The sequence below is a fragment of the Bacillus safensis FO-36b genome, assembly GCF_000691165.1.
In the GTDB taxonomy this organism is placed as follows: Bacteria; Bacillota; Bacilli; order Bacillales; family Bacillaceae; genus Bacillus; species Bacillus safensis.
The window spans coordinates 67967-80453 of record NZ_ASJD01000003.1; the positions used below are offsets into that span (position 1 = coordinate 67967).

At 39.7% G+C, this 12487-nt stretch carries 13 protein-coding genes and 1 riboswitch; of the genes, 9 read left to right on the top strand and 4 right to left on the bottom strand.

Annotated features, from left to right (window positions below; genetic code table 11):
- Positions 1-25: 25 nt before the first annotated feature.
- Positions 26-2446 (bottom strand): bifunctional diguanylate cyclase/phosphodiesterase, encoded by a 2421-nt coding sequence (locus BA81_RS08225; RefSeq protein WP_034281518.1) that lies wholly within the window; start codon positions 2444-2446, stop codon positions 26-28.
- Between the two features lie 246 nt (positions 2447-2692).
- Here BA81_RS08225 and BA81_RS08230 point away from each other — a divergent pair, with 246 nt between their 5' ends.
- The 4 genes from BA81_RS08230 (at position 2693) to BA81_RS08245 (ending at position 6524) form a co-directional block, all read left to right on the top strand.
- Entirely contained in the window at positions 2693-3307 is a 615-nt protein-coding gene (locus BA81_RS08230; protein ID WP_034281519.1) for a DedA family protein, read from the top strand.
- Between the two features lie 77 nt (positions 3308-3384).
- A riboswitch (yybP-ykoY riboswitch) is annotated at positions 3385-3555 on the top strand.
- Positions 3556-3586: 31 nt separating this feature from the next.
- Entirely contained in the window at positions 3587-4378 is a 792-nt protein-coding gene (locus BA81_RS08235) for a TerC family protein (RefSeq protein ID WP_034281520.1), read from the top strand.
- Between the two features lie 215 nt (positions 4379-4593).
- Positions 4594-5349, top strand: a complete 756-nt coding sequence (sigI, locus tag BA81_RS08240; RefSeq protein WP_003210952.1) for an RNA polymerase sigma factor SigI — start codon at positions 4594-4596, stop codon at positions 5347-5349.
- Positions 5346-6524 carry an anti-sigma factor domain-containing protein gene (locus BA81_RS08245; RefSeq protein ID WP_034281521.1) on the top strand — a complete coding sequence of 393 codons (1179 nt, stop codon included), beginning with the start codon at positions 5346-5348 and terminating at the stop codon, positions 6522-6524. Before sigI ends, BA81_RS08245 begins: the two co-directional genes overlap by 4 nt.
- 36 nt (positions 6525-6560) lie before the next feature.
- Here BA81_RS08245 and BA81_RS08250 read toward each other — a convergent pair whose 3' ends face one another.
- Complete coding sequence (locus BA81_RS08250; RefSeq protein WP_034281522.1) at positions 6561-6758, bottom strand: alpha/beta-type small acid-soluble spore protein; 198 nt, start codon at positions 6756-6758, stop codon at positions 6561-6563.
- 123 nt (positions 6759-6881) lie between these two features.
- Positions 6882-7598, bottom strand: a complete 717-nt coding sequence (locus BA81_RS08255) for a DUF1836 domain-containing protein (RefSeq protein WP_034281523.1) — start codon at positions 7596-7598, stop codon at positions 6882-6884.
- Positions 7599-7876: 278 nt separating this feature from the next.
- On the opposite strand from BA81_RS08255, the gene htpX reads away from it, so the two are divergent.
- From htpX to BA81_RS19735, 5 genes are all read left to right on the top strand, one after another.
- The gene (gene htpX / locus BA81_RS08260; protein ID WP_034281524.1) at positions 7877-8776 is read left to right on the top strand and encodes a protease HtpX; all 900 of its coding nucleotides are present in this window, start codon (positions 7877-7879) and stop codon (positions 8774-8776) included.
- A 144-nt stretch (positions 8777-8920) separates the two neighbouring features.
- Complete coding sequence (locus BA81_RS08265) at positions 8921-10267, top strand: TrkH family potassium uptake protein (RefSeq protein WP_080701186.1); 1347 nt, start codon at positions 8921-8923, stop codon at positions 10265-10267.
- Between the two features lie 294 nt (positions 10268-10561).
- Positions 10562-11080, top strand: a complete 519-nt coding sequence (locus tag BA81_RS08275) for a DUF421 domain-containing protein (RefSeq protein WP_034281527.1) — start codon at positions 10562-10564, stop codon at positions 11078-11080.
- 6 nt (positions 11081-11086) lie between these two features.
- Complete coding sequence (locus BA81_RS19730) at positions 11087-11251, top strand: hypothetical protein (protein WP_087975542.1); 165 nt, start codon at positions 11087-11089, stop codon at positions 11249-11251.
- Positions 11244-11417: a hypothetical protein gene (locus BA81_RS19735; RefSeq protein WP_169737550.1), complete on the top strand. Its 174-nt coding sequence runs from the start codon at positions 11244-11246 to the stop codon at positions 11415-11417. The genes BA81_RS19730 and BA81_RS19735 overlap by 8 nt, the downstream gene beginning before the upstream one ends.
- A 26-nt stretch (positions 11418-11443) precedes the next feature.
- On the opposite strand, the gene BA81_RS08280 is transcribed toward BA81_RS19735, so the two are convergent.
- Positions 11444-12463 carry an acyltransferase family protein gene (locus BA81_RS08280; RefSeq protein ID WP_024426826.1) on the bottom strand — a complete coding sequence of 340 codons (1020 nt, stop codon included), beginning with the start codon at positions 12461-12463 and terminating at the stop codon, positions 11444-11446.
- Positions 12464-12487: the final 24 nt, after the last annotated feature.

Below are 12487 nucleotides of genomic sequence, written 5' to 3' on the forward strand. Positions count from 1 at the left end.
AAAGGTGCCAATGATGGCACCTTTTTTATGTGTCAAGCAGCGCCGGATAGGCGATGAATTTTTCAATATCGCTTGCTGGCAGCGGCTTGGCATAATAAAACCCTTGCAGGTCGTCACAGCCCTGGGCAGATAATAGCTGAGCCTGTGCAAATGTTTCAACACCTTCTGCTATCACTTCGAGAGATAATTGATGTCCCATCGCTATAATAGCCCCTGTAATCTGTTCAGACTTTGAATCACTTAAAATATCCTCTATAAAGGATTTATCAATTTTCAGTCGATGAATCGGTAAATCCTTTAAATAGCTTAATGAGCTGTGGCCTGTACCGAAATCATCAATACTAATGCGGACGCCAAGCTGTTTCAGCGACGTTAACACCTGTTTTGATTGCTTGATATTGTCCATTGTCATACTTTCTGTGACTTCAAGCTCCAAGAGTGACGGTTTCAGGTCGTATTTTTTCAGTGTGAGCTTGATCAAATCAATTAAGTCTTCAGAATTGAATTGTTTCGCAGATAAATTGACAGCCACAGGAATCTTCAGCCCATCGTCATACCACATTTTTGCCTGCTTGCCAGCCGTATCAATGACCCATCTGCCAATATCGATGATCAGTCCTGATTCCTCTGCCAGCTCAATAAAAGCTTCAGGTGACTTTAAGGAACCATCTGGTGCCTTCATTCTCAAAAGGGCTTCAACCCCAGTCATTTTTCTTGTTTTGGCACTGACTTGCGGCTGGTAGTGAAGGACAAATTGTTCTCTTTGAATGGCATCCCTCAGCTCCAGCTCCCGGTTTAACCTGTCCTCACTCAATCTTTCCATGGATTCGGTAAAGAATTCATAACGGCTTTGCTTATGTTTTTTGGATAAATACATGGCCATATCGGCTTTTCTCATCAGTTCCATCCCGTTTTTTCCATTTTGCGGAGAGATAGCGATTCCAATGCTGATCGATGTAATGAGCTGATGGTTCTGGATGAAAAAAGGACGTTCAAATTGATGGATGATATTTTTAGAAAATTGTTCGATTTTATGTGTATCATGATCCATGTGGGGAAAGATCATTAAAAATTCATCACCGCCAAGTCTTGCGATAAAGCCATTGTCCGGTAAACATTGCGTTAGTCTGTTTGCGGCAGCTTTCAGCAGTAAGTCTCCTATGTTATGACCAAGTGCATCATTAATAATTTTAAAACGATTTAAGTCCAGAAACAGAACCGCTGTTGATGTTTTTGACTTTTCTTGAGCGGAGAGAACATCATTTAAATGATTGATGCCGTGGCGGCGGTTAGGAAGCTCTGTTAGTGCATCATAATGTGCCATCACATGAATTTCTTTTTCTGCAATCCGCTGCTGTGTTAAATCTTTTAAAACAAGATAAATGCTGTCGAGTGAATTGTTCACATGAACAGGTATGTAAGTGACATGATAATAATAAAAACGATCTGCTGCTTTCAGTTCTGCTTCGCGTGTGATGGCCTTTTTTGACTGAGAAATAAATTCTTCCCACAACTCAGTCGGCATCACATATTGGCTGACATCATCACCAATCTTAGAATTGCACAACTCTAAGATTTGTTTACCAGAGTCATTTGCAGAAAGAACCTTTTGATCGACAGATAACACGATAATGCCGTCTATATTATGTTTGATGAGCGATTGAAACCGCTGTTCATTTTCTTTCAGCTGATCTGACTGCGTCATGATCCGGTGATCAATATAGGCACCAAAGATCATCAGCGTTTGAACAATAAGTGTCATCAATCCGATGAAAATCGACAGACTGAATGGCGACATTTCAAGATAGCCGCCTGCAGCGGCCTGTCCATTTGAATGATAAAACATGGTAGAGGCAGCCATACCAGTATAATGCATGCCTGCTATAGCACCGCCCATCAACATTGAACCAAGGCTCTTTAAAAGATAATTCTTCCGTTTACTTTTCATGTGCTCAACACGAAAGAAGAGCTTCAATGAAAAGTAGGAGGCAATGGCAGCGATGAAAAATGAAAGAAAAAAGAGGACTGGATCATAGCTGATTGAGACATTGGCCATTGATTCCATTCCAAGATAATGCATGCTGCAAATAGCTGTACCTATAGTGATTGAACTAATGAGCAGCCTTCTTCTAGAGACCTGCTTTTGAATGCATATTGAAAAAGCAATCAAGGATCCGATAAATGAGGCCAAAATCGATAAAATCAGTAAGGACGTATCATATGTAATGCCAACACGCATTTGAAATGCCATCATGCCAATAAAATGCATCGACCATATCCCCATTCCCATGATCATTGCACCAATGAGCAGCCATACCTTTTTCTTTGCACCGCTTGACTGTGCTACCCTGCTGGCTATATGAAGAGCTGAGTAGGAGGCGACAGCGGCGACAGCGATTGACAGAAAGACAAGCCATCCATTGTAGCTTCCTGTTAAATGGGTCATGTAAGAAAACCTCCTGTATCTTAAAACAGACATATACTTAATATATCGGATCGAATGGCTTCTGTGTTCACCTTTCCTTCACTTAAATAAAACAATCAACGTTTTTTTCATCCTTCTTTTATAGTAAAATCAAATTTAATGTAAAAAAACGATGAAAAGTGAATCGTTTCTTCGGTTTTATTCGTTTAATATATGGTGTGATTCTAAAAGAGATAGAATCAGTCAAATGATTATGTGTGAAAGGGATTGATAAACATCGAAGATTTTATTATTTCATTAGCTGATGCCTTTAAGAACTTGTCATACTTTGGCATCTTCCTCGCATTATGCATTGAATTTGTACCTGCTGAAGTGGTTTTGCCTCTTGCGGGTTACTGGGTCTCAGAAGGGGACATGGCCTTTATCGGTGTTGTGGCGGCCGGCTCCATTGGCGGCGTGGCTGGCCCGTTGACCTTGTACTGGTTAGGACGTTACGGCGGCAGACCCTTTTTAAATAAATATGGAAAGTACTTTTTTATAAAACCTGAGTCACTTGATAAATCGGATGCTTTCTTTGAAAAGCATGGCGGATTGGTCGCATTCAGCGGCCGGTTTATACCAGGAGTCAGAACACTGATCTCCATCCCGTGCGGTATTGCTAAGATGAATGTGTGGGTCTTTTGCCTGTATACGTTTTTGGCGATTACACCAATTACGTTTGTGTATGTGTATCTTGGGTTTATGCTTGGGGAGAACTGGAAAGAGGTTGGCGCTATGTTAGATCCTTATCTTTTACCAATTGGAATCGGTGTTGTGTTATTGTTTGTTCTGTACCTATTTATAAAACGAAGAAAAAGAAAAACAGAAACGCCAACTGCCTAATCAATGGATCGAACAGAAAGTCACCTGTTGACAATTCAGTGTCTATTGATTAAGATATAAGTAATCTAAATATTCTAAATCCCGCCAAAGGGGAGTAGCGTCCGGTTTTTACCGGAAACAAAGTCGTCATTACATGGACTGATGTTCATCGGCTTTGTTGGCATGATTCTACATATCACATGTCTAGCAAGACCTTTGCCATTACAGGCAAAGGTCTTTTTTGCATTCATAAGCCTTTGTCTGTTGTGGGACAATAGATAAAAACAAGGAGGAATGATGATGGATGCAGCTATTATTTTAGAGTACGGGTGGGTTCTGCTCGTACTGATTGGATTAGAAGGGATTTTAGCAGCTGATAACGCACTGGTCATGGCCGTGATGGTCAAACACCTTCCTGAAAAACAAAGAAAAAAGGCACTGTTTTACGGACTTGCAGGTGCGTTTGTCATGCGGTTTGGTTCTCTGTTTCTTATTTCTTTTTTAGTGGATGTGTGGCAAGTTCAAGCCATTGGTGCCATTTATCTTCTTTATATTTCCATTCACCATATTTTAAAATCGCACGTATTTAAGAAAAAAGAAACGGAAACAAATGTGAAACAAAGCGGCTTCTGGGCAACAGTCGTGAAAGTAGAGCTTGCCGACATTGCTTTTGCCGTAGATTCCATTTTAGCGGCAGTCGCTTTAGCTGTGACACTGCCAAAAACGAGTCTTCCGCAAATCGGTGGACTCGATGGCGGTCAATTTATTGTTATTCTATTAGGCGGTATCATTGGTCTTATTATTATGCGATTTGCAGCAACGGTCTTTGTGAAACTGCTCAAAACAAGACCGAGCCTAGAAACGGCAGCATTTGTCATTGTCGGATGGGTGGGTGTGAAGCTCACGCTTTATACACTGTCACATCCAGCCATCGGGGTTGTATCGTCTCACTTTATCCATTCAGCATTATGGAAAGTCATTTTCTGGACAGTGCTTCTCGCAATTGCAGCATTTGGCTGGTTTTTATCAAGTCCATCAAGAAAAGGCGGGCAGGAAAACGAGGAGAAACAAGAGGCACGCCTGGGAGAGTAGGTTTTTTGAAAGAAATATCATTTCATTTTCATAACACGTATATTACAAATAAGGGGGAGATACCCCCTTATTTCTTTGCTTTTAGACGAAACATTGTAAAGTAGATGGTGACATACATGTCATAATTGAGTAACAGGAAATGAATTCCTCATTTCTTCCTTTGCGCTTCCCTCATAAATTAGCTATCATAAATGAGTAATATAGGGAGAACTGAGGTGAAACCATTGCTTAGCCTTTTGTTTAAAAAAGGAAAGAAAAAGCAAACATTAGAGCAGTCGGCTATCAGTATTCAACAAGGTGATATCGAACTGCAAAATGCATTAATAGAGCAATACAAACCATTTGTCGCTAAGACGGTTTCATCCGTTTGTAAACGATATATAGATGAAAAAGATGATGAATTCAGCATAGGCTTAATAGCCTTTAATGAAGCGATAGAAAAATACTCTGCCGAAAAAGGAAACTCACTGCTTGCTTTCGCAGAATTAATTATTAAAAGAAAAGTGATTGACTATATTCGAAAAGAAGCAAGAAATGCGCCAACGGTTCAAATGGACCTGCAAGAAAGTGAGAATGGCGAATACTCTCAAAGCATGATTGAAGCAGAGCTCTCTGCAAATGAATATAGGCGTTTAATTGAACAAGAACATAGAAGAGAAGAGATTGAACATTTTAAAGAACGATTGAAAGTTTACGGTCTCACGTTTCAAGAGCTGCTTGAGCATTCACCAAAGCATGCAGATGCCAGGCAAAATGCCATTAAAGTAGCCCATACACTCGTTGAACACGATGAGCTGAGAACCATTTTATTTCAGAAAAAACAATTGCCTGTCAAACAGCTGGAAAAGCTAGTGGAAGTCAGCCGCAAAACGATTGAGAGAAATAGAAAATATATCATTGCGATGGCGATCATTATGACAGGTGATTATGTGTATTTGAAAGATTACCTTAAAGGGGTGCTTAATTCATGAGAAGAGGCATTATAGTAGAGAAAAACAAAAAATATGTCACGCTGCTGACCCCTGATGGACAATTTCTGCGGACAAAATATGAAGAGCAAAACTATGAAATCGGCCAAGAAGTGACTTTTCCGAATGAATCACGTCTCGAAAGAAAAAGAGCCGGTTTTTTTGACCTGCTTCGTTTACGTCCGTTAAATGCAGGAATCCTATCAATAGCAGCGATTATTGTCGTAATTTTTACTATGATGCCATCTTTCTCAAGTCAAAAAGCATATGCGTATATGACAATTGACATTAATCCAAGCTTTGAGCTGAAGCTTGATCACAATTATCAAGTGATCGGTGTCACACCGCTGAATAAAGATGCAAAGCAAGTACTGGCGAGTATGAAGGATTTAGAAAAAAACGACATGACCAAAGTCGTGCAGGAAATTATAGATGACTGTGACAAAAAAGGATATGTGAACAATTCTAAAAGTATTTATATTTCAACCGTTTATGAAAACAAGCAGGACAATACATATAAAACAAACGTAAAAAGCAAAATTAACACCATTTCTGGTGAATATCAAAAACGCAATTATAAGCTGGAAACTGTGGAAAGTGACCTGGAAACAAGAGAAAAAGCTCAAAAGGCAGGCATTTCAACAGGAACATATATTAGAAATCAAGAAATGCAAAATAAAGAACATGAAGACATCAAAAAGGATGAAGATGCAGCAGAGAACGATGCTGTGAAGGAAGAAGATCCTAAGAAACATGAAGAAGAACAAGCAGATAAAGACAATCAAGAAGACGTAAAGACAGACGATAGCGAAGAGATGCAGCCAGATCAAGAGGCTCCTGAAGCTGAGCACAAAGAGCAGAAGGAGGCAGAGAGGGAAGAGCAAGGATCTGTTCAAAAGCCTCAAAAACCTGATAATGAAAGCAAAGACAACAACATAAAGGAAGAAAAGGATCATTCTTTCGATAAAGAGCAAAAAAAAAATCACTCAACTGATCCTGATGAAAGAAGACACTGGAACGGTACATCACGTGGTGATGCAGAAAAACACGCAAAAAAAAACGGCAGGCATCAGAACAATCCATCCGCTGAACAAAAAAGAGAACATGCAAAGCAAAAAGGGAAAGGTGCACCGTTTCCTTATCGCGAGAACCGGCATGAGCACACATATCAACAATAAAAAAACGCCAGAATAGCTCCGGCGTATTTCACCATGTCATGATTTAGATTGATTACCCATTTGTGATTGAGCCTGTTGAACGAGTCTTTTTGTGATTTCACCGCCAACAGAACCGTTTGCACGTGAAACTGTATCTGAACCGAGAGTGACGCCAAATTCTTGAGCGATCTCGTATTTAAATTGATCTAAAGCTTGTTCTACTCCAGGAACAAGAAGTTGATTTCGATTTGCCATGTTCGTATTCCTCCTTTCACCTCATGTTTGTTGCGCCTTCTTATTTTGAAAAAAAAGCCGTACAATTATGCTGGCAATTGCTGTACAAAAAACCGAGATGATGAAGGTCACCTCGGTTCTTATTTATCCCTTATTCAGCTGTAGCGTATTATACATCATTTCTTGAGCTGTACTTTGCAAATGAGAAGTAAAGACAGAGAAGACGGTAGAACTGATAATCCCTTTAATCAAATTCCATTGGCTCTTCGTCAATTCTGTAAACTCGTCATGGAGCTTGTCTGTCTGCTCCTCGGTTATTTCTTGTAAATTTGTTTCCTTTAATGGAAATTGTGTATGGTGATAAATAAAATCAAGGACGTGCGCATATGCTTCATAAAAACGGATTGGACTAATAATATCATCTGTTCGATCTGTGATGGTGTTAAATAAGGCAGATAAGATCATACGTATGGTATCGAAGTCAAAAACTGATTTTAAATCCCTGACAATTAATAAAATAACGACCTGATCAATAGAGTACTTTTTGCCAAGCTCTGGATGGCCAATCATATCTTTAATATCACGTTTGATCCAATTTTGGATCGCCGTCGATTTAAGAGAAGTCAGCTCACACAAGTTGCCAAGCTCAACAATTTCATTTGTAGAAAGACCATGCTCTGATTTTTGCTTCCGCCGTTCAAGCTTCTCAAAAAAAGACGGGATCTTTAATTCATCATAGTCATGATCCTTGCCATTTTTTACAGATAGTTTCAAAAGCTGAAGCGGAGTCAGATCTCCCTCTCCTTTTAGAGAATACAGAAGTCTTGTCATGTCAATTCTCGTTAATTTAAAAGTAACCATGTTCCACCTCATTTGTACGTCAAAACGTGATTATTGATCTAATTCAACATCATAGTCTCTTTTTGATGAAAATGCAAAATAAACTCAAAATCAGACCTGTGCGTCACAATTTGTTCACTTTTCTGCTGGGGCAAATGTCGTAAATATTGATGTGACGGGGCTTTAGCCGTTATGATAAACAAAGAAAGTGATTCCTTTTTCCTTGCAATTTGAGACGTTTATTTTTATAATTTTATTAATAAGTTCATTTGAACTTAATATGACAGCGGAGGTTATGTATGGGTAAGAGAATATTTCTGTTTATATTAACGAACATTCTTGTTATCACTACGATTGGTATTGTACTGTCGGTTATTAGTGCAGCAACTGGTGTTGGTTCTTATATAGGAGCAGACGGAAGACTTGATATCCTTTATCTTCTTGTATTCAGTGCAGTTGTTGGTTTTGTTGGCTCGTTTATGTCACTTGCAATGTCTCGCTGGATGGCAAAAATGATGATGGGTGTACGCGTGTTAAATCCAGAAAAGGATTCATTAACATATGATGAGCAGCAGCTAGTTGACCGCGTGCACAGACTTTCAAGAGCAGCAGGCCTTTCTAAAATGCCTGAGGTTGGTATTTATCAATCATCTGAAGTAAATGCTTTTGCAACAGGTCCTTCTAAGAGAAGATCACTTGTTGCGGTATCAACTGGATTGCTTCAGGAAATGGATGATGCAGCAGTTGAAGGTGTAATCGCCCACGAAGTCGCTCACGTTGCAAATGGTGACATGGTGACCATGACGCTGCTTCAAGGAATCGTCAACACGTTTGTTGTGTTCCTTTCAAGAATTGCGGCATGGATCGCTAGCCGTTTTGTTTCACGCGAAGAGCTTGTGCCGATTGTTCATTTTATCGCTGTGATTGTTTTCCAAATCATTTTCTCTATCCTAGGAAGCCTTGTCGTGTTTGCATATTCTAGACACCGTGAATTCCATGCAGACCGCGGCGGAGCCGACCTTGCAGGTAAAGATAAAATGATTCATGCGCTTCGTTCACTTGAGGCGTACACGTCAAGAATCAAAGATGATGATCAAACAGCAGTCGCTACACTTAAAATCAGCGGTAAACGAAAAGCTTCTCTTTTCTCAACACACCCTGATTTAAACGAAAGAATCAGAAGACTAGAAGCAAAATAAGAAAGAGGAAAAAGACATTCTTTAACAGGATGTCTTTTCTTTTTGATGAAAAAGAAAATAAAGCATAAAATAGCTTTAAAATCATGTCTCTTTTCATTAAAATGATAAAGGTATTCGAAAAGATAGATAAAAGAAGGAATGACAATGAATCCTATAAAAAAGCTAATTGACCGGCTGTCAGCTTTTCAGTTGATTGCCCTTTATTATTTTCTTGCTGTGACCGTGTCGTTTATTCTTCTCAGCCTGCCAGTGGCTCATCAAGAGGGAGTCAAATGGACATTCATTGATGCCTTGTTTACAGCGGTGAGTGCTGTAAGTGTTACAGGACTGACTGTTGTCGACACCTCACAAACATTTAGTGTGGCAGGGATGTGGATCCTTGCATTTGTTCTGCAAATCGGAGGCATCGGCATTATGACGCTCGGTACTTTCGTATGGCTAGTTATGCGAAAAAGAATTGGAATTAAAGAAAGAAAGCTTATCATGGCAGATCAAAACCAAAGCAATTTATCTGGAATTGTGAAACTAATGAAGCAGGTCTTATATTTAATTTTGCTGATTGAGTTTGTCGGCGGGCTGATTTTAAGCATGTATTTTCTCAAGTATTACGATGTGCAAGGCGCTTTCTTACATGGCTTCTTCTCAAGTATTAGTGCGACAACCAATGGGGGCTTCGATATTACAGGGAGTTCTCTTATTCCTTACAAAGATGATTATTTCGTCCAGTTTATTACGATGCTGCTGATCATCTTTGGAGCGATTGGTTTTCCTGTGCTCGTGGAAGTGAAGGATTATTTGTTCAATCAGGACCGAAAGCACGCATCATTCTCATTGTTTACAAAAATCACAACGCTCACGTTCGGCGGCCTTGTCGTTGTTGGAGCGATTGGAATATATGCACTTGAAGCCGGGTTTAGCTTTGTAGGGAAAAGCTGGCACGAAATCTTGTTTTATTCTTTGTTTCAATCGACTGCAACAAGAAGCGGGGGGCTGACAACGTTAGATATTACGCAGCTGACGGAACCGACGCTTTTATTTTTATGTATGCTCATGTTTATCGGGGCTTCCCCAAGCTCTGTGGGGGGCGGCATTCGGACAACTACGTTTGCTCTTAATTTACTCGCCTTGTTTCATTTTGCTAGGGGAAATAAGTCCATTAAAATCTTCAAGAGAGAGCTTCATCAAGCGGATATTAATAAATCTCTTATGGTAACCATGATGGCCTTTATTTTGGTCTTTGGTGCTACGTTCCTGTTATCCTTAACAGAGCATAATACACTTCTTGAAAATTTATTTGAAGTCTGCTCTGCTTTCGGAACAACGGGGCTGTCGCTTGGGATCACCTCAGATCTCACTGTGTTTGGTAAATGTATCATCATGGTTGTCATGTTTATTGGCCGGATCGGCATTCCAAGCTTTTTATATTTAATAGGCCGAAGAGAAAGCGAAGCAAATTATCATTATCCGAAAGAGCGCGTCATTATTGGCTAAACAGCATTCAATTTGAATGCTGTCAGCGTGTAAACAAACCCTCGCATTCGCCCGCAGTTCTGCGCTCCGGTACTCACGAATGTCAAATTCGCTCCGTTCCGGTGCTCGTCCTTCCTAGACTTAAAAGGTTTTCTATCACGCTGAAATGAAAACAAAGGGCCAAAATGATCTTCATTTTGGCCCTTTGTCAACATCTTACGGCATTCAATTCGAATGCTGTTTTTTTATTTCCATTATCTAACTGGCTAAATCACATGGGATGTTCGCAATCTATAGGTAAGAGGTGAACGAGACGTGCTGGATGTGTTATGGAAAGCAATTGTCATGCTGCTAGTTGGTACCTTGCTGCTGAGAATAGCAGGGCCTAAATCGATTAGTCAATTAACTGTACAACAAACAGTCATCATGATTTCAATCGGATCGATTATTATCCAACCCTTTATTGAGCATAATTTACTTGAAACCATTTATGCAGCTACCATCTTTATTGTGGCACTTGTCATTATGGAGAAGCTGTCGATTCAATCGGATTTTTTTGAAAAATTGCTTTCAGGAAAATCGGTCGTTATTCTACAGGATGGCGAAATGCTTGATCATAAGCTGAAGAAAACAAGGCTCACAAGGGATCAATTTAAAATGCGTTTAAAGCAGCAAGGCATCACTGACATCAGCAGTCTCAAAAGAGCCACGCTAGAAGCCAATGGGCAAATTGGCTATGAGTTAAAACCTGAGGAAAAGCCAGTGACGGTCAAGCAAATGAAAGAACTCCTTGACCAATTAAGAGAAGAACTAAACCTGTCAAAAAAGGACTGAATTCAGATGAAAAGAAAAGCAGCGAAAAATGAAGCATTAACAAATAATATGACGCCGACAGAAAGTATGGCACATGATCAAGGACAAACTCAATTTGACGAACAATCAAGAGATCGTCAGGCAAACCGAAATTCTCATAAAGGGAAACAAGGGGGAGCATCTCGTGACTAAGAAGCATATGAAGAGCAAAGAGATGAAGGACCATAAAAAGCCAATGGACCCAGATATTTTAGAAGAGGAATTTGGCAGTGAGCTTGGAGATATTAACAGAAGCAAATGGATTGATACGTTGGTAAAGCCAAAGAAAGATGATGCATGTCAGCAGAATAAGAAATAGAAAAAACGATCCATGAAGGATCGTTTTTATTTGATATAACTGCCTTGCCTGCCGGTGATCGTTCGCATGAGATGGGTCATTTTGAGCTCGATCACTGGCTGTGCAACGGTTTTGACAAAAGTGCTAGACAGGGTAAAGGTTAACAGAATGGTCAGCAGCAATAAAATGAGTACACTTGCTGCATTTAGCGCCCAGTCATCAAACCAAGTGGTTCTTAGCAGCTTGATCACAAAGCCGTGTAATAAATAAACATATAACGTTCTTGTTCCCCATTTTGTAAAGAAGAAACGGCGTGTTGGAACTAATGCAAAGAAGCTGAAAGTAGCGCCAAATGCAAGCAAATACCATGCCATTCGTTTCATCGCCGCAATCATTCCTTCATCCCCAAGAGAAGCATACGACTTTGAGCCAAATAAGAAGGAATAATCAAATTCATAGAAGTAGCAAAACAGGAACACAGCCATTAATACAAAAAGTGCTGCCAGCTTTCCTTTGCTTGTACGGATGAATTCAAAATGCTGCTTTTTTAAATAGAATCCAGCTAAAAACATAGGCAAAAAGACAAACGTACGTGATAAGCTGAGTGTATCGCTGATGCTGTCCACATAACCGACGAGTAAAGCAATCGATAAACTGACGATCATCGCCCAGTGAAACGGCAGTTTTGAAAAAGGAATGAGCAGCAAATTCCAAAAGAATAAACTAATTAAAAACCATAAGGACCATTGTGGATCAATTGGATTTAAATTGGCCATGCTTTGATCCTGCAAGAGATAATAGTAAACCGAATAGATCACCTGAAAGATTAAATATGGGATGATCAGCTTAACGGCGACTTTTTTCATAAAGCCCGGTTTTCTAAACCCTTTTGCAAAAAAGCCAGAAACTAAAATAAAGGCGGGCATGTGAAAGGTATAAATAAACTTGTATAAATAGAGCATCCAGTCATTATCATGAATGAATGATCGTAACAAATGACCAAAAACAACTAGAAAAATCAGAAGGAATTTCGCATTATCAAAATAACTATCTCGTGAAGATGCCATAACATCACCTTTCCTGCTCGATTT